This is a genomic window from Actinoplanes flavus, assembly GCF_017592555.1.
GTDB classification, from domain to species: domain Bacteria; phylum Actinomycetota; class Actinomycetes; order Mycobacteriales; family Micromonosporaceae; genus Actinoplanes; species Actinoplanes flavus.
Genome location: NZ_JAGFNS010000017.1, coordinates 108,436 through 125,946, shown reverse-complemented (window position 1 = coordinate 125,946; position 17,511 = coordinate 108,436). Strand labels below are relative to the sequence as shown.

At 69.6% G+C, this 17,511-nt stretch carries 14 protein-coding genes and 1 pseudogene; 13 read left to right on the top strand and 2 right to left on the bottom strand.

What is annotated here, in order from left to right:
- Position 1 precedes the first annotated feature (1 nt).
- Complete coding sequence (locus tag J5X75_RS25365; protein WP_208470000.1) at positions 2 to 3,007, bottom strand: DEAD/DEAH box helicase; 3,006 nt, start codon at positions 3,005 to 3,007, stop codon at positions 2 to 4.
- A 207-nt stretch (positions 3,008 to 3,214) separates the two neighbouring features.
- On the bottom strand, positions 3,215 to 3,595 hold the full coding sequence (locus tag J5X75_RS25360) for a VOC family protein (RefSeq protein ID WP_208469999.1): 381 nt from the start codon (positions 3,593 to 3,595) through the stop codon (positions 3,215 to 3,217).
- A gap of 67 nt (positions 3,596 to 3,662) precedes the next feature.
- Between J5X75_RS25360 and J5X75_RS25355 the strand changes: the two genes are divergently transcribed.
- The 13 genes and pseudogenes from J5X75_RS25355 to nuoH all read left to right on the top strand — a co-directional run bounded on the left by J5X75_RS25355 (position 3,663) and on the right by nuoH (position 17,511).
- Entirely contained in the window at positions 3,663 to 4,418 is a 756-nt protein-coding gene (locus J5X75_RS25355; protein ID WP_307798254.1) for a TetR/AcrR family transcriptional regulator, read from the top strand.
- Between the two features lie 46 nt (positions 4,419 to 4,464).
- A complete protein-coding gene (mqnC, locus tag J5X75_RS25350; RefSeq protein ID WP_208469997.1) occupies positions 4,465 to 5,703 on the top strand; it encodes a cyclic dehypoxanthinyl futalosine synthase in 1,239 nt (412 codons plus the stop codon).
- Between the two features lie 297 nt (positions 5,704 to 6,000).
- Entirely contained in the window at positions 6,001 to 6,696 is a 696-nt protein-coding gene (locus J5X75_RS25345) for a demethylmenaquinone methyltransferase (RefSeq protein WP_307798253.1), read from the top strand.
- Positions 6,697 to 6,745: 49 nt separating this feature from the next.
- Positions 6,746 to 7,003 carry a hypothetical protein gene (locus tag J5X75_RS25340; RefSeq protein WP_208469995.1) on the top strand — a complete coding sequence of 86 codons (258 nt, stop codon included), beginning with the start codon at positions 6,746 to 6,748 and terminating at the stop codon, positions 7,001 to 7,003.
- Positions 7,004 to 7,125: 122 nt separating this feature from the next.
- The gene (locus tag J5X75_RS25335; RefSeq protein WP_208469994.1) at positions 7,126 to 8,418 is read left to right on the top strand and encodes a geranylgeranyl reductase family protein; all 1,293 of its coding nucleotides are present in this window, start codon (positions 7,126 to 7,128) and stop codon (positions 8,416 to 8,418) included.
- A gap of 93 nt (positions 8,419 to 8,511) precedes the next feature.
- On the top strand, positions 8,512 to 8,877 hold the full coding sequence (locus J5X75_RS25330) for an NADH-quinone oxidoreductase subunit A (protein WP_203737666.1): 366 nt from the start codon (positions 8,512 to 8,514) through the stop codon (positions 8,875 to 8,877).
- Between the two features lie 6 nt (positions 8,878 to 8,883).
- On the top strand, positions 8,884 to 9,555 hold the full coding sequence (locus tag J5X75_RS25325) for a NuoB/complex I 20 kDa subunit family protein (RefSeq protein ID WP_183225912.1): 672 nt from the start codon (positions 8,884 to 8,886) through the stop codon (positions 9,553 to 9,555).
- Positions 9,552 to 10,259 (top strand): NADH-quinone oxidoreductase subunit C, encoded by a 708-nt coding sequence (locus J5X75_RS25320; protein ID WP_208469993.1) that lies wholly within the window; start codon positions 9,552 to 9,554, stop codon positions 10,257 to 10,259. Before J5X75_RS25325 ends, J5X75_RS25320 begins: the two co-directional genes overlap by 4 nt.
- A complete protein-coding gene (locus J5X75_RS25315; RefSeq protein ID WP_208469992.1) occupies positions 10,256 to 11,581 on the top strand; it encodes an NADH-quinone oxidoreductase subunit D in 1,326 nt (441 codons plus the stop codon). Before J5X75_RS25320 ends, J5X75_RS25315 begins: the two co-directional genes overlap by 4 nt.
- A pseudogene (gene nuoE, locus J5X75_RS25310) lies at positions 11,578 to 12,279 on the top strand (NADH-quinone oxidoreductase subunit NuoE); the annotation flags it as partial. The gene J5X75_RS25315 and the pseudogene nuoE, both read left to right, overlap by 4 nt.
- Before the next feature lie 35 nt (positions 12,280 to 12,314).
- Entirely contained in the window at positions 12,315 to 13,631 is a 1,317-nt protein-coding gene (nuoF, locus tag J5X75_RS25305) for an NADH-quinone oxidoreductase subunit NuoF (RefSeq protein WP_208469990.1), read from the top strand.
- Positions 13,631 to 16,129, top strand: coding sequence for an NADH-quinone oxidoreductase subunit G (locus tag J5X75_RS25300; RefSeq protein ID WP_208469989.1), 2,499 nt, complete (start codon positions 13,631 to 13,633; stop codon positions 16,127 to 16,129). Before nuoF ends, J5X75_RS25300 begins: the two co-directional genes overlap by 1 nt.
- Complete coding sequence (gene nuoH / locus J5X75_RS25295) at positions 16,126 to 17,511, top strand: NADH-quinone oxidoreductase subunit NuoH (protein ID WP_307798252.1); 1,386 nt, start codon at positions 16,126 to 16,128, stop codon at positions 17,509 to 17,511. The genes J5X75_RS25300 and nuoH overlap by 4 nt, the downstream gene beginning before the upstream one ends.

Genomic DNA, 17,511 nt, shown 5'->3' with positions numbered 1-17,511 from the left:
GTCAGCGCACCGCCGCCGGGTCGAGCGAGAACAGCTCCCGCAGCTGATCGGTGCTGAGGTCGGTGATCCACTCCTCGCCGGTGCCGACGACCGAGGAGGCCAGCGCCTTCTTCCGCTCGATCATCGCGTCGATCTTCTCCTCCAGGGTGCCGGTGCAGATGAACTTACGGACCTGGACGTCGCGTGACTGCCCGATCCGGAAAGCCCGGTCGGTGGCCTGGTCCTCGACCGCCGGATTCCACCACCGGTCGAAGTGGACGACATGGTTGGCGGCGGTCAGGTTGAGACCGGTGCCGGCGGCCTTGAGCGAGAGCAGGAACAGCATCGGCTCGCCGGAGGTCTGGAACCGCTCGACCAGCTCGTCGCGCCGCGCCTTGCTCAGGCCGCCGTGCAGCCACAGCACCGGCCGGTCGGTGTGTGCCGCCAGGTACGGCTGGAGCAGCGTGCCCCACTCCGCGTACTGGGTGAAGATCAGGGCCTTGTCGCCGTCCTCGATGATCTCGTCGGCCAGCTCCTCGAGACGGGCCAGCTTGCCGGAGCGGCCGGGTAGCCGGGAGCCGTCCTTGAGCAGGTGGGCGGGATGGTTGCAGACCTGCTTGAGCTTCATCATGGCGGCCAGCACGTTGCCCCGCCGCTGGATGCCCTCGCTGCTCTCGATCTCGGCCATCATGTCCTCGACGACCGCCTGGTAGAGGGTGGCTTGCTCGGGGGTGAGCGAGCACCACACCTTCATCTCGTTCTTCTCCGGCAGGTCCGAGATGATGGTCTTGTCGGTTTTGAGGCGCCGGAGCACGAACGGACCGGTGGCCCGTTTCAGAGCGGCGGTCGCGTCCTCGTCCTGCCGGCTCTCGATCGGCTCCTGGAACCGGCGGCGGAACCGTTTCGCCGGGCCGAGCAGCCCCGGATTGCAGAAATCCATGATCGACCACAGCTCCGCCAGGTGGTTCTCCACCGGGGTGCCGGTGAGCGCCAGCCGGGTGCGGGCCGGGATCGCGCGGACCGCCTGCGATTGCCTGGTCCCGCTGTTCTTGATCGCCTGCGCCTCGTCGCAGACCACCCGGCTCCACGTCACACCGCGCAGCGTCTCCAGGTCCCGAAGCGCCGTGCCGTACGTCGTGATGACCAGATCGGCGCCGGCGACCGCCTCGTCGAACTCGGGCCCGCGCATCCGGGTGGCGCCGTGATGCACGTAGACCCGCAGGCCCGGCGCGAACCGGCCGGCCTCCTTGTGCCAGTTGCTGACCAGCGACATCGGGCAGATCAGCAGGCTGCGCGAGCCCTCGTCGGTGAGCAGCAGCGACAGGGTCTGGGCGGTCTTGCCCAGACCCATGTCGTCGGCCAGGATGCCGCCGAGGCCGAGCCGGCTGAGGAAGTGCAGCCAGGACAGGCCCCGTTCCTGGTAGGGCCGGAGCGCCCCCTGGAACCCGGCCGGCGTCGGCAGCGGGCTGAGCCGCTCGGCCGCCTGACCGGAGAGCAGGTCACCGAGGTCGCCGTCGGCGTCGACCTCGACCAGGGGCAGGTCCTCGTCGCCGCCGTCGACCACCCGCTGCAACAGCTCACCCGCGGTGAGCTGCCCCTCCCGCCGCTCGCCGACGGCCTTGAGCGCGGCCTTGAGCTGGCGGGCGTCCAGCTCCACCCACTGGCCGCGGACCCGGACCAGCGGCACCTTGAGCCGGGCCAGCTCGGCCAGCTCCTCGGCGGTCACCGTGCCGTCGCCGATGACCAGGTCGAGCCGGAAGTCGACCAGTTCGGAGAGGCCGAAACCGGAATCCGCCACGGCCCGCGACGACGCCCCGGACTTGGACCGGGTGCGCGTGGTGAGTTTCAGCCCGACCGCCTTCCGGCCGGCCCACGACGGGAGCTGCACACCGAACCCGGCCGCCTGCAACAGCGGCGCGGCCTGGCGCAGGAAGTCATAGGCCTCGCTGGTGGTCAGCGGCATGGCGGACGGTCGCTGCTCGAGCAGTGCCACGTGCAGCAGGGGGAAGAGCCGGACCGCCCGGCCCAGCCCGGCGAGCAGGGTCTCGTCGGGCCGCCGCGGCAGACCGGGGAACCGGGCGCCCTCCCAGAGATCCTCGGCGGGCAGGTAGAGGCCCGGGTCCTCGGCCGACTGCAACGCGAACTCCAGGAACCATCCGTCCGCACCGGGCGGCGCCTCCGGCGACGGCTCGAAGAGGCGGAAGCTGACCCGGATCGGTCCGTGGGCCTCGTCGGCCGCGCGCATCCAGTCGTCCAGCGCGCGGCGCAGGTCGCGCACGTCGGCGTCGGCGGCCCCGGGCAGCGCCGGATCGGCGCCGGTGAGGGCGGCCAGCCAGCGGTCCGGAAGGGGTGATCTCGAGCCCGGCCGCTGACCGACCATGAGCCGTTCCGGCAGAGTGGCGCGGGCCGCCCCGTCCAGCAGCGACTCCAGGGCGTCCCGCACCGTCCGCCCGACGGCCTGGCCGTCCCCCGCGGCCCGCACCACCGGCGGCATGCCGGCCGCGAAGTCACGGAAGGTGGCCGTGTCGGATCCGGTCAGCACCGGCCGCCAGCGTGCCGTGGGCGTCCCGGCCTCGACCGCCAGCTGCGGCAGCATCCGCCCGCGCCCGGCCAGGTCACAGGCGTAACCGGCGAGCAGGGTGAGATAGCGCAGCGACGGCCCGGCGAGCCAGGGACCGTCCGGATCGGGGTCGGCCAGCTCCCCGAGGACCGCCATGGCCTCGTCACCGGGCACCGACAGCGCCGGAACCGTCCACGTGCCCAGTCTGATCCCGCGGGTGGCAGCCTCCAACCCGGTCTCGGGCGAGGGCAGGGGGCCACGCCCGCTCCCGGGCAGGGTGAGCGCCAGCGGCCCGCCCTCCGCGCCGGGCACCACCCGCTGGAGCGCCTCGACGGAAGCCGCGAACGGGTGTGGACGTGACCGCGCCCGGGACGTCGACGATGCGGGAAGAGCCGGGTCCTCGGCCCAGATGATCAACCGGCCCGGGCGCCCGGCCCCGGCCACCCAGCCGCCGTGAACGACGAGCACTGCCACCGTTACCTTTCAGTGCGCTTTAGTGAGCACACGGTTGGTAGTCCTGCCTTGCGGGACGGTCCCGGTCTGACCCACGGGTGTGGTGCCGGGTTCACGCTTCACGGCCACCTGCCCGCGAACGCGGGTCTTCTGGTCGGCTCCACGTGCTGCCACCGGGCCACTCCGGTTGTTTACCCCCTGAACGATCCGTGAGAACAGAACCTATCGGTCCGGCCACTCCACCAACTCGTAGACGACACCGTTGGGGTCGGTCACCAGAAGGAGGCGCTCACCCCACGGCTCCTCACGGATGGGCAGCGTGGGCTCGACCCCCTCGGCCCGCAACCGGGCCTGCTCGGCCTCCAGGTCGTCGACCACGAAGGCGACGATCGTGCCGGCGGTGTGCACCTGGCGCAGCTCGGGTGGCAGCACCTCGATGCCGCGGCGCAGGAAGATCAGGTCGACGCCACCGTCGTCGCGGCCGAGCGAGGCGAAACCGTCTGCCGCCATCCGCACGGCATAACCGAAGTGGTCCGCGAGAAACTTGCTGGAAGCCGGGGCATCGTCGACGGTGAGCGAGATGGCGGACGAGGTGATCTGCATGGCGCCTCCCCGAAGCTGTTACTTGTACGTTGTACACAATACGCCGTACAGGAAAGGAGTGCCACCCGTGGCCGAAGTGCGCCGCACCATCGATCTGCTCTGGTTCCCGGACGGCGAGCCGGAGGGGAAGCGCCGTGGCCGCCGCCCCGGCCTGACCGTCGCGCGGGTGGTCGAGGCCGGGATCGCGCTGGCCGACGCCGAGGGCCTGGAGGCGGTGTCGATGCGCCGGGTCGCGCAGGAGCTGGGCGTGGTGCCGATGACCCTCTACACGTACGTTCCGGACAAGAGCGCTCTTCTCGACCTGATGCTGGACCGCCTCTACCTGGAGATGCCCCGTGCCGAGCACCCGGACCGTCCGTGGCGGGAGCGCCTGGCCGCGGTCGCCGGGGAGAACCGCCGGCTCTACACCACCCATCCGTGGGCGGCGACCCTCCCGGCCAGCCGCCCGCCGCTGGGCCCCGGCCTGATGGCGAAGTACGAGCACGAGCTGCGCGCCTTCGACGACTGCGGGCTGGACGACGTGACCCGGGACGCGGCGCTCACCTTCCTGATCGGATTCGTGCAGGCCGCGGCCCGGTCGGAGGCGGACGTGCGGGCCGCGGAGGCGCGGACCGGCAGCACCGACTTCGAGTGGTGGCAGGAGCGTGGACCGGTCTTCGAGCTGGTCTTCGACCAGCACCGGTACCCGACCGCCACCCGGGTCGGGGCGGCTGCCGGGTCCGCGATGGGCGCGGCCTACGAGCCCGGCCACGCGTACGAGTTCGGGCTCGCCCGGGTGCTGGACGGCCTGGCCGCGCTGATCGGGACGGCCGGCTCCCGGTGACCCTCGCCGCTGACGGCCGGCACCCGGTGGACGTACGCTTCCTGACGTGACCGCGAATCCGGAGATCGACAGCATCCTGCAGCGCGGAGCCGACGGTGGGCGCATCACGCCCGAGGAGGCCTTGCTGCTCTACACGGAGGCCCCGTTCCACGCGCTGGGCGAGGCGGCCGACGCGGTCCGGCGCCGCCGGTATCCGGACGGCATCGTCACGTACCTGATCGACCGGAACATCAACTACACCAACGTGTGCGTCACGGCGTGCAAGTTCTGCGCGTTCTTCCGGGCCCCGAAGCACAAGGAGGGTTGGGCGCACCCGATCGAGGAGATCCTGCACCGGGCCGGCGAGGCGGTCGAGCTGGGCGCCACGCAGGTGATGCTCCAGGGTGGGCACCACCCGGAGTTCGGGGTGGCCTACTACGAGAATCTCTTCTCCTCGGTCAAGCAGGCGTTCCCGCAGCTCGCCATCCACTCGATCGGCCCGAGCGAGATCCTGCACATGGCCAAGGTCGACGGCGTCTCCATCGAGGAGGCGGTGATCCGGATCAAGGCGGCCGGGCTCGACTCGATCGCCGGCGCGGGCGCCGAGATGCTGCCCGAGCGGCCGCGCAAGGCCATCGCGCCGCTCAAGGAGAGCGGCGCGCGATGGCTCGAGGTGATGGCCATCGCGCACCGGCACGGCCTCTCGTCCACCGCCACCATGATGATGGGTACGGGTGAGACGAACGTCGAGCGCATCGAGCACATCCGGATGATCCGTGAGGTGCAGGACCTGGCCGTGGCGAACGGCTACCGGGACGTCCCGGTCGAGCAGTCGCACGAGGTCGGCGGTTTCCGCGCGTTCATCCCGTGGACGTACCAGCCGGAGAACAACCACCTCAAGGGCCGCACCCAGGCCACCACCATGGAGTATCTGCGGTTCATCGCGGTCTCCCGGCTGTTCTTCGACAACGTGGCCCACCTCCAGGCGTCCTGGCTGACCACCGGCAAGGACATCGGCCAGCTCTCGCTGCACATGGGCGTCGACGACCTCGGCTCGATCATGCTGGAGGAGAACGTGATCTCCTCGGCCGGCGCCAAGCACCGGTCGAACCTCCAGGAGCTGATCTCGATGATCCGCACCGCGGACCGCGTCCCGGCGTGGCGGGACACCTGGTACAGGCATCTCGCCGTGCACCGGACGGCCGCCGACGACCCCACCGACGACCGGGTGGTCTCGCACTTCTCCTCGATCGCGCTGCCCGGTGGCGGTGTCCGTAAGCAGCTTCCGCTGGTCGAGGCGAGCTGAAACTGGCCCCTTCAGGGGGTGGCAGTCGTCCGTTCGGCCAGGTTCGGATCGTCGGACCGGCGAGGCTGGGTTGCTCCTTCGTAACGAGCCCGCCGGTTGCCTGTACCGGGTCGTTGCCGCTGGTTACGTTGCCCTTGTAAGGCAACGGAACACTCATACGTCGCCAGTCGCGATCGCGTCGGTGACGAGCATTCGGACCCGACCGACGACGGTCGTATATATAACGCACAAGGCGCGGGCGGGATGGTCATCCATCCCGCCCGCGCTGTTTCGCGGGCGGGTGGCAGAGTTGACCTCGTGACACGCGCAGATCTGGACAAGCAGCCGCACGAGGTCGCCGAGATGTTCGACGGCGTGGCCAAGCGCTACGACCTCACCAACACCGTGCTGGCCTTCGGGCAGGACCGGGGGTGGCGCCGGGCCACCCGGACCGCGCTGGGGCTGCGGCCCGGCGAGCGGGTCCTGGACGTGGGCGCCGGCACCGGGATCTCCACCGAGGAACTGGGCCGGTCCGGGGCGTTCGCGGTCGGCGCCGACCTCTCGGTGGGCATGCTCCAGGCCGGCCGCCGGGTTCGGGCCGAGGTGCCGCTGCTGGCCGGGGACGCGCTGCGGCTGCCGTTCGGGGACGGTGTCTTCGACGCGGTGACGATCTCCTTCGCGCTGCGGAACGTGGTGGACACCGGCGCCGCGCTGCGTGAGTTCGCCCGGGTGACGCGACCGGGTGGCCGGCTCGTGGTGTGTGAGTTCAGCCACCCGACGAACGCCGCCTTCCGGACCGTCTACATGCAATACCTGATGCGCTCGCTGCCGGTCGTGGCGCGGGGTGTGTCGAGCAATCCGGAGGCGTACGTCTATCTGGCCGAATCGATCCGCGCCTGGCCGGACCAGCAGGGTGTGGCGGACCGGATCGCCGCGGCCGGACCGTGGGACCGGGTCGGCTGGCGCAACCTGAGCGGCGGGATCGTGGCCCTGCACCGCGCCACCCGGGTGTAAATACGGCATTTCGCCCACAAGGCGGTGAAGGTGCTGCTTAGTTCGAGTCATGACTGATCTCGGGCATCTCGACGACACCGACATCGACCTCGCGATCGACGAGGGTGAGGCGGACGCGCGCCGCGCGACCGAGCTGGCCGCCCGGCTCCGCCGGGTCGCGGCACAGGATCCCGATCTTGCGCAGGACCTCGTGGAGGGGCTCATCGTGGCGCTCGACCGAGCGATGGGCGGCACCATCCGCGACCACCTGGACGGCCCGGCGCTCGGCGTGGCGGACCGGGTCCTCCAGGCCCCTGAGCAGGGATGATAGTCCTTCGGAAACAATTAGGGGAACCTAAGCGCAAAGATCTTCGATAGTCGGCCTACACTCCGATCGAGGCATGCTTGTGAACTAATTCACGAGCGTCCGGGCGAGACGGAGGTTGGACCGTGAACGACCACCCGAGTGGGCCCGTCGTAGACGAGGCGGACGTGATCGTGGTCGGAGCGGGCCCCGGTGGCTCCGCGGCGGCATACCACCTGGCTCGTCACGGCGTACGCGTTCTGCTGCTGGAGAAAACCGAGTTCCCGCGCGAGAAGGTGTGCGGTGACGGCCTCACCCCGCGTGCGGTCCGCCAGCTCATCCGGATGGGTGTCGACACCTCGGAGAAGGCCGGCTGGCTGCAGAACCGGGGCCTGCGGGTGATCGGCGGCGGAGTCCGGCTGGAACTGGACTGGCCCGATCTCGCCAGCTTCCCCAACTACGGCCTCGTCCGTACCCGGATGGACTTCGACGACATGCTGGCCCGGCGTGCCGTGGAGGCCGGCGCCCTCCTGCGCACCGGGGTGAACGTCACCGGAGCGGTGACCGACGACGACGGCTACGTGATCGGCGTCGAGGCGAAGTCCGGTCCGGAGCGTGAGCCGGTCACCTTCCGCGCGCCCCTGGTGATCGCCGCGGACGGGGTGTCCGGCAAGTTCCCCCTGTCACTCGGGCTGGCCAAGCGGGACGATCGGCCTCTCGGCGTCGCGGTCCGGCGCTATTACCGTTCGGCCGTGAAGGCGGACGACGACTACCTGGAGTCCTGGCTGGAGCTGCGCAGCGCGCAGAACCCGGGCCGGCTCCTGCCCGGCTACGGCTGGATCTTCGGGCTGGGTGACGGCCGGGTGAACGTCGGTCTCGGCATCCTGAACTCCTCGGACGCCTTCGGTAAGACGAACTACCGAAACCTGCTCACCGACTGGCTGGGCAGCACTCCGGAGGAGTGGGGGCTGCGCGAGGAGGCCAATGCGGACGGCCCGACGCTGGGCGCCGCGCTGCCGATGGGTTTCAACCGGGTGCCGCACTACACCCGTGGGGTGATGCTGGTCGGTGACTCCGGCGGCATGGTCAACCCGATGAACGGCGAGGGCATCGCGTACGCGATGGAGTCCGGTGAGATGGCGGCCGAGGTGGCGGTGCAAGCCCTGGCCCGGCCGGCCGGACCGGAACGCGAGCGCGCGCTCCAGGCGTACCCCGCCGAATTGAGTCTCCGGTTCGGTGGCTATTACCGGATCGGTGGGATCTTCGTGAAGCTGATCGGCAACCCGCAGATCATGCGGCTGGCCACCAAGTACGGCATGCCGCAGCCGCTGCTCATGAAGTTCGTCCTCAAGCTCCTGGCCAACCTCACCGACCCCCGGGGTGGCGACGCCATGGATCGCATCATCAACGGACTGACCAAGGTGGCGCCCTCCGTCTGACCACGGTCAGTACGAATTAGGGCACCCCCGACCAAAGGACAGCACAACCTCAGTAACTAGTGTGAAGCGGCTAACAGTCGTACGGGAGTAGACATGACGATCAACCCTTATGTCCCGATCGTCGGGTTGCTGATCCTCGGCGCCCTCTTCGCGTTGTTCTCGGTGTCCATCGCGCCGATCGTCGGGCCGAAGCGCTTCAACCGGGCGAAGCTCGACGCCTACGAGTGTGGGATCGAGCCTGCGCCACAACCGATCGGTGGCGGGCGGTTTCCGGTGAAGTTCTACCTGACCGCGATGCTCTTCATCATCTTCGACATCGAGACCATCTTCCTGTACCCGTGGGCCGTGTCCTTCGACGCGCTCGGCCTGTTCGGGTTCGTGGAGATGGTCCTGTTCATCCTCACCGTCTTCATCGCCTACGCGTACGTGTGGCGACGTGGCGGACTCAACTGGGACTGATGCGTTATGGGAATCGAAGAGAAGCTCCCGTCGGGCATCCTGCTGACGAGCGTGGAGAAACTGTCCAACTGGGCCCGTAAGTCGTCGTTCTGGGGCGCCACCTTCGGCCTCGCCTGTTGCGCCATCGAGATGATGGCCTCCGGCGGTCCCCACTACGACCTGGGGCGCTGGGGGATGGAGGTGTTCCGCGCCTCGCCGCGGCAGGCCGACCTGATGATCGTGGCCGGCCGGGTGAGCCAGAAGATGGCCCCGGTCGTCCGGCAGATCTACGACCAGATGCCGGAGCCGCGGTCGGTCATCTCGATGGGCGTGTGCGCCTCGTCCGGCGGCATGTTCAACAACTACGCCATCGTCCAGGGCGTGGACCACATCGTCCCGGTCGACATCTACCTGCCCGGGTGTCCGCCCAGGCCGGAGATGCTGATCGACGCGATTCTCAAGATGCGCGAGAAGGTCATGGCCCAGCCTCTCGGCCCGAACGGCCGCAAGATGCTCGAAGCCCGGCAGGCCGAGGGCCGGGTTCCGATCGTCGCGCCCGGCGCCATGCCCTCTTCCTACCGTGTGGACAAGGCCCGCCGTGCGGAATGGACCCAGGCCGTGAAAGAAGGGCGCGAGGAGCAATTGCGGATCGAGAACTGGATGAAGCTCCAGCCGCATTTGCGGGAGGTTCACAAATGAGTATTCAATCCGGAACCGAGGGTAGTGCTCCGGTGGGTGCGGAATTGGGTGCTCCCGCACAGACGCCGCCCAGCCCGGATAAGGGCATGTTCGGCGTCAAAGGCACCGGAGACGTCTCCGGCTTTGGTCGCCTGACCCGCCCGCGACCTGCTGTTTTCAGCAGCCCACGACCCTACGGCGAGTATTTCGACGACGTCTATGACGCGTTGGAGGAAGCTTATCCGGCCCTCTCCGAAGCCATCGAGAAGGTGGTCGTGGATAGGGCGGAGCTCACACTTCACGTACGCGCCGAACACATCGTCGAGGTGTGTCAGGTAATGCGCGACGACGCCGCACTCCGCTTCGAACTGTGTTCGTCCGTTGACGCGGTGGATTATCTCGGATCCGATGAGCGCCGATTCCACATCGCTTATCAATTGACTTCGATGACCTATCGCCGCCGGGTGCGGCTGGAGGTCGCGGTGGCCGACGGCGTGACCGTCCCGAGCGTGACCCGGGTCTACCCGACCGCCGACTGGCAGGAGCGGGAGATCTACGACATGTTCGGCGTCGTCTTCGCCGGCCACCCGAACCTGACGCGAATCCTCATGCCGGACGACTGGGAGGGCCACCCCCAGCGCAAGGACTACCCGCTCGGCGGCGTGCCCGTCGAGTACAAGGGCGCCGAGATTCCGCCTCCCGACCAGCGGAGGGTCTACCAGTGACCACATCTGAGTACGCGAGCGAGCGCGAGACCACCGAGGGCCGGGTCTTCACGGTCACCGGCGGCGACTGGGACTCCCTCACCGCCAGCGTCGACCCGCTCAGCAACGAGAAGATCGTCGTCAACATGGGCCCGCAGCACCCGTCCACCCACGGTGTGCTCCGGCTGGTGCTCGAACTCGAGGGCGAGACGGTGACCGAGTGCCGCCCGGTCGTCGGCTACCTGCACACCGGGATCGAGAAGAACCTGGAGTACCGCAACTGGACCCAGGGCGTCACCTTCGTGACCCGGATGGACTACCTCTCCAACATGTCGAACGAGGTGGCCTACTGCCTCGCCGTGGAGAAGCTGCTCGGCGTCACCGACCAGATCACCGAGCGCACCAACACGATCCGGGTCATGTTCATGGAGCTCCAGCGGATCGCCTCGCACCTGGTCTGGCTGGCCACCACCGGCATGGAGCTGGGCGCGATCTCGATGATGCTGTACGGCTTCCGCGAGCGGGAGTACATCCTCGACATCTTCGAGGAGACCTCCGGCCTGCGGATGAACAACGGCTACATCCGCCCGGGCGGTCTCGCGCAGGACCTGCCGGAGTCCGCGGTCAAGAAGATCCGCGACTTCCTCAAGTACCTGCCGAAGAAGCTCAAGGAGTACGAGGCCATGCTCTCCGGGCAGGTCATCTGGCAGCAGCGCACCCAGGGTGTCGCGGTGCTGGACGTGACCGGCTGCCTGGCCCTGGGCATCACCGGGCCGGTGCTGCGCTCGGCCGGCCTGCCCTGGGACCTGCGCAAGACGATGCCCTACTGCGGTTACGAGAACTACGAGTTCGACGTGCCCACCGCGACGACCGGCGACGTCTGGGGCCGCTACCTGGTCCGGGTGGCGGAGATCCGGGAGTCGCTGAAGATCGTCGAGCAGGCGCTGGACCGCCTCCGTCCCGGGCCGATCTGGATCGAGGACAAGAAGATCGCCTGGCCGTCGCAGCTCGCGCTCGGCCTCGACGGGCTCGGGAACTCGCTCGAGCACGTCGCCAAGATCATGGGTCAGTCGATGGAGTCGCTGATCCACCACTTCAAGCTGGTGACCGAGGGCTTCCGGGTTCCGCCCGGCCAGGTCTACGTCGCCATCGAGCACCCGCGTGGCGAACTCGGCGTACACGCGGTCTCCGACGGGGGCACCCATCCGTACCGGGTGCACTACCGCGAGCCGAGCTTCGTGAACCTCCAGGCCATCCCCGCGATGGCCGAGGGCGCCCTGCTGGCCGACGTGATCGCCGGCGGCGCTTCGCTGGATCCCGTGATGGGTGGGTGTGACCGATGACAACGGTGGAATTCTCGCCGGCCGCCGAACCACTGGCGGCGAAGCTTCTCGAGCCAGCGCTCGAGATCCTCGCCCGCTACCCGGCCGGCCGGGAACGCTCCGCGCTGCTGCCGCTGCTGCACCTGGTGCAGACCGAGGAGGGCTTCGTCAGCCCGAACGGGGTGGCCTTCTGCGCCGAACTGCTCGGCATCAACAAGGCCCAGGTCGGCGCGGTCGCGACCTTCTACACCATGTACAAGCGGCGCCCCACCGGTGAGTACCTGGTCAGCGTCTGCACCAACACCCTGTGCAACGTGATGGGCGGCCAGGAGGTCTACGACCAGCTGTCCGAGCACCTCGGGGTCGGCCACGACGAGACCACGGCCGACGGCCGGATCACGCTGGAGCACGCCGAGTGCCTGGCCGCCTGCGACTACGCGCCGGTGGTGACGGTCAACTACGACTTCACCGTCGACCAGGCGACCCCGGAGAGCGCTGTCGAGCTGGTGGAGAACCTGCGCAAGGGGGAGCGGCCGACGCCCGCCCGGGGCGCCCGGATCTGCTCGCTGCGGGAGATGCAGTACCAGCTGGCCGGCTTCGCCGACCCGCGCGACGGCGCGGTGGCCGACGGGGTGGCGGGCGCGCCCACGCTGCGCGGTGTGCGGCTGGCGCAGGAACACGGTGTCACGGTGGCCGGCTTCGACCCGGACACCCCGATCACCAAGACCAAGCCGCGCGTCACCGAGGAGAAGAAGTGACCCAGCCACGGCCGGAGGTCCTCCAGAAGCTCACCCCCGTGCTGACCAAGCGCTGGCTCTCGCCGGACGCCTGGCGGATCGGGGTCTACGAACGACTCGACGGCTACCTGGCGCTGCGCAAGGCGCTGGACGTGCACCCGGACGACCTGATCCAGCTGGTCAAGGACTCCGGCCTGCGCGGCCGTGGCGGCGCGGGCTTCCCCACCGGGCTCAAGTGGGGATTCATCCCGCAGGGCGACGGCAAGCCGCACTACCTCGTGATCAACGCGGACGAGGGCGAGCCGGGCACCTGCAAGGACCTGCCGCTCATGACGTACGACCCGCACTCGCTGGTGGAGGGCGCGATCATCGCCTCCTACGCGATCCGGGCCAACCGGGCGTACATCTACATCCGTGGCGAGGCGGTGCACGCCGCCCGGCGGCTGCGCAACGCGGTCCAGGAGGCGTACGCCAAGGGCTACCTCGGGAAGAACATTCTCGGCTCGGGATTCGACCTGGACCTGGTCGTGCACAGCGGCGCCGGCGCGTACATCTGTGGTGAGGAGACCGCGCTGCTCGACTCGCTGGAGGGCTTCCGCGGTCAGCCGCGGCTGCGGCCGCCGTTCCCGGCGATCGCCGGCCTCTACGCGAGCCCGACCGTGGTCAACAACGTCGGGACCATCGCCAGCGTGCCCTACATCGTGCTGGGCGGCGCCGACTGGTGGAAGAGCATGGGCACCGAGAAGTCGGCCGGCCCGATGATCTACTCGCTGTCCGGCCGGATCACCAACCCGGGCCAGTACGAGTGCGGCCTCGGCATCACCCTGCGCGAGCTGATCGAGCTGGCCGGGGGCATGAAGCCGGGCCACAACCTGAAGTTCTGGACGCCGGGCGGCTCGTCGACGCCGATCCTGACCGCCGAGCACATCGACACCCCGATGGACTTCGAGGGGGTGTCGGCGGCCGGGTCGATCCTCGGCACCACGGCCATGCAGATCTTCTCGGACCAGGACTGCCCGGTCTACAACACGTGGCGGTGGCTGGAGTTCTACCACCACGAGTCCTGCGGCAAGTGCACCCCGTGCCGGGAGGGCAACTACTGGATGGTGCGCACCTACCGGCGGATCCTCGCCGGTCAGGGCACCTACAAGGACCTGGACACCCTGCAGGACACCGCGGACAACATCTTCGGCCGGTCCTTCTGCGGCCTCGGCGACGGCGCGGCCACGCCCGTCGTGTCGACGCTCAAGTGGTTCCGGCAGGACTACCTGGACTACATCGAGGGCCGGACCGCCCCGCGGCTGTCCGAGAAGTCCCTAGTTGGAGCGCACTGATGACCGACGTATCCAAGAGGGTCGACACCGTCAAGCTCGTCATCGACGGGGTCGAGGTCACCGCCGAGAAGGGCGAGCTGGTCATCCGGGTCGCCGAGCGGATGGGCATCGCCATCCCGCGGTTCTGTGACCACCCGCTGCTCGCCCCGGCCGGCGCCTGCCGGCAGTGCCTCGTCGAGGTGGAGGGCCAGCGCAAGCCGGTGGCCTCCTGCACCCAGACGGTGGCCGAGGGCATGGTGGTGAAGACCCAGCTCAGCTCGCCGGTCGCCGCCAAGGCGCAGGCCGGCGTCATGGAACTGCTGCTGATCAACCACCCGCTCGACTGCCCCACCTGCGACAAGGGCGGCGAGTGCCCGCTGCAGAACCAGGCGATGAGCACCGGCCGGGCGGACTCCCGGTTCGTGGAGGAGAAGCGGGAGTACCAGAAGCCGATCCACATCTCCAGCCAGGTGCTGCTGGACCGGGAACGCTGCGTGCTCTGCCAGCGCTGCACCCGGTTCTCCGAGGAGATCGCCGGAGACAAGTTCATCGACCTGATGGACCGCTCCTCCGGCGAGCAGATCAACGTCTACCGGGACGACTTCTTCGGCGGCGACGGCACCGGTGACGGTGAGGTCGGCGACGGTGCCGGCGATGTCCCGTTCAACTCCTACTTCTCCGGCAACACCATCCAGATCTGCCCGGTCGGCGCGCTCACCGGCGAGCAGTACCGGTTCCGCGCCCGCCCGTTCGACCTGGTCTCCACGCCCAGCGCCTGCGAGCACTGCGCCTCCGGCTGCTCGCAGCGCACCGACCACCGGCGCGGGAAGGTGCTGCGCCGCCTGGCCGGCGACGACCCGGCGGTCAACGAGGAGTGGAACTGCGACAAGGGCCGCTGGGGCTTCCGCTACGCCACCGCCACCGACCGCATCATGACCCCGCTGGTCCGCGACGCGGCCACCGGTGAGCTGCGCGAGGCGGCCTGGAGCGAGGCGCTGCTCATCGCGGCCGAGGGACTGAAGGCCGCACGCGAGCGCGGCGTCGGGGTCCTTCCGGGCGGCCGGCTCACGGTGGAGGACGCGTACGCGTACGCGAAGTTCACCCGGACCGTCCTCGGCAGCAACGACATCGACTTCCGGGCCCGGCCGGTCCGTGCCACCGGATCGTCGACCGCGATCACCGAGGAGGCCGACTTCCTGGCCGCGAACGTCGCCGGGGGCACCGGAGTGACGTACGAGGACGTGGAGAACGCCCCGTCGGTTCTGATCGTGGGCCTGGAGCCGGAGGAGGAGGCGCCGATCCTCTTCCTGCGGCTGCGCAAGGGCCACCGCAGGGGCAACCTCAAGATCACCGCCGTCTCCTCGTACCTCTCCCGGGGTCTGGAGAAGCTCGGCGCCGCGCTCGTCGCGGCCGTCCCGGGCGACGAGGCCCACCTGCTCGGCACCGACCCGGCGGTGGCCGCCGCGCTCAGCGCGCCCGGCTCGCTGCTGATCGTGGGTGAGCGGCTGGCCACCGTGCCGGGTGGGCTCAGCGCGGCGGCGGCCCTGGCCGACCGCAGCGGCGCCCGCCTCGCGTGGGTGCCCCGCCGGGCCGGAGACCGTGGCGCGATCGACGCCGGCTGTCTGCCCAACCTGCTGCCCGGGGGCCGTCCGGTCACCGACCCGGCGGCCCGCGCCGAGCTGTCGCTGGCCTGGAAGGTCGAGCCGGGCGTGCTGCCCGGGACGGCCGGCCGGGACGTCGACCGGATCATCGCGGCCGCCGCGGACGGCACTCTCGGCGCCCTGCTGGTCGGCGGCGTCGACCCGGCCGACCTGACCGACCCGCGGCTGGCCGAGGAGGCGCTCGACGCGGTGCCCTTCCTGGTCAGCCTCGAGATGCGGCAGAGCGCCGTGACCCGGCGGGCGGACGTGGTCCTGCCGATCGCGCCGGCCGTCGAGAAGGCCGGCACCTACATGGACTGGGAGAGCCGGCTGCGGTCGTTCGGCGCGGTGCTGAAGAGCACGGCGATGACCGACGGCCGGGTGCTGGAGGCGATCGCCGCGCTGCTCGACGTCACCCTGAACACCGGGGACGTGATGGCGATCCGCCGTGAGCTGGGCGCCCTGCCCGGCAGCACGGCGCCGAACCCGGCGCAGCCCGCCGCCGAGGCGGCCCGGCCCGCACAGCCGGCCGGCGACGAGGCGGTCCTCGCCACCTGGCACCAGTTGATCGACCTGGGCTCGCTGCTCGACGGCGACCAGGTGCTGGCCGGCACCGCCCGGCCGCCGGTGGCCCGGATCGGCAAGGACCTCGCCGAGTCGCTGGGCGTCGGCGACGGCGACCTGGTCACGGTGAGCACCGTCCGTGGCACGGTCACGCTGCCGGCCGCGATCACCGACCTGCCGCCGCGGGTGGTGTGGCTGCCGACGAACTCACCGGGCTCGACGGTCCGGCGCAGTCTCGGCGTCACCGCCGGCGCGGTGGTCAAGCTGAGCGCCGGGGTTCCCGGCCCGATCCTCGCCGAGGGAGCGGTCCAGTGAGCGGATCTTTCGTGGTCGCGGCGCACGCCGTCGATCCCACCCTGGAGACGTTCGAGAACGACGTCTGGTGGATCGTTCTGATCAAGCTGGTCGGCGTCTTCGTCCTGCTCCTGCTGCTGACGCTGTTCACGATCAACTATGAGCGCAAGGTCGTGGCCCGGATGGCGGTCCGGCCGGGCCCCAACCAGGTCGGTCCGAAGGGCTGGTTGCAGAGCCTCAGCGACGGCGTGAAGCTGCCGTTCAAGGAGGAGATCATCCCCAAGACCGCCGACAAGGTGGTCTACTTCATCGCCCCGGTGATCTCCGCGACCACGGCCTTCACCGCCTTCTCGGTGATGCCGTTCGGCGGCGTGGTGACCATGTTCGGTCAGAAGACCGCGCTCCAGCTCACCGACGTACCGGTCTCCGTGCTGGTGCTGCTCGCCTGCTCGTCGATGAGCGTCTACGGCGTGGTGCTGGCCGGCTGGGCCTCCGGCTCGACCTACCCGCTGCTCGGCGGTCTGCGGTCGAGCGCTCAGATGATCTCGTACGAGGTCGCGATGGGCCTGTCCATCGTGGCGGTGTTCATGACCGCCGGCACGATGAGCACCTCGCAGATCGTCAAGGCGCAGGGCGCCGGCACCCCGGTGGAGATCTTCGGCACCGAGGTGACCGCCCCCGGCTGGTACGCGGTCCAGCTCCTGCCGAGCTTCATCATCTACATGATCGCGGCCGTCGGTGAGACCAACCGGGCCCCGTTCGACCTCCCCGAGGCCGAGTCCGAGCTGGTCGGCGGTTTCCACACGGAGTACTCGTCGTTCAAGTTCGCACTGTTCTTCCTGGCCGAGTACATCAACATGATCACCGTCTCGGCGTTCTGCACCACGCTGTTCCTGGGCGGCTGGCGGGCTCCGGCCCCGATCACCACCTTCTGGGAGGGCGCCAACTCCGGCTACTGGCCGCTGCTCTGGTTCTTCGGCAAGGTGCTGATCCTGCTCTTCGGCTTCATCTGGCTGCGGGCCACGCTGCCCCGGATGCGCTACGACCAGTTCATGCGGTTCGGTTGGAAGGTCCTGATCCCGGTCAACCTGGTGTGGATCCTCTGCCTGGCGTTCTTCAAGGTCGCCCGCAGCGGCCAGATCTCGGACACCGCCCGGTGGACCACCACCGCGGTCGTCGCGGTTCTGGTCCTGGCCGTCGCCTGGGGCTGGCCGTCACCGAAGAAACCGAAGCAGCTCTCCCTCGAGGAGGAGTTGCACCAGCGGCCGCCGGGCAGCTTCCCGGTCCCGCCGATGGATCTGCAGGTCCCGCCGAGCCCCCGTGCCCGCCGTGCCGTGGCCGAACGCGCCCCGGCCACCGTCCCCGCCTCTGTGGACGGCGAGCCCGAAACGAAGGAGGTGTGA

Excerpts from the sequence above, each read along its gene's own strand:
- J5X75_RS25320 (WP_208469993.1), top strand. The coding sequence starts at position 9,552 with ATGAGTATTCAATCCGGAACCGAGGGTAGTGCTCCGGTGGGTGCGGAA.
- J5X75_RS25340 (WP_208469995.1), top strand. The coding sequence starts at position 6,746 with ATGACTGATCTCGGGCATCTCGACGACACCGACATCGACCTCGCGATC.
- J5X75_RS25300 (WP_208469989.1), top strand. The coding sequence starts at position 13,631 with ATGACCGACGTATCCAAGAGGGTCGACACCGTCAAGCTCGTCATCGAC.
- J5X75_RS25325 (WP_183225912.1), top strand. The coding sequence starts at position 8,884 with ATGGGAATCGAAGAGAAGCTCCCGTCGGGCATCCTGCTGACGAGCGTG.
- J5X75_RS25330 (WP_203737666.1), top strand. The coding sequence starts at position 8,512 with ATGACGATCAACCCTTATGTCCCGATCGTCGGGTTGCTGATCCTCGGC.
- J5X75_RS25360 (WP_208469999.1), bottom strand. The coding sequence starts at position 3,595 with ATGCAGATCACCTCGTCCGCCATCTCGCTCACCGTCGACGATGCCCCG.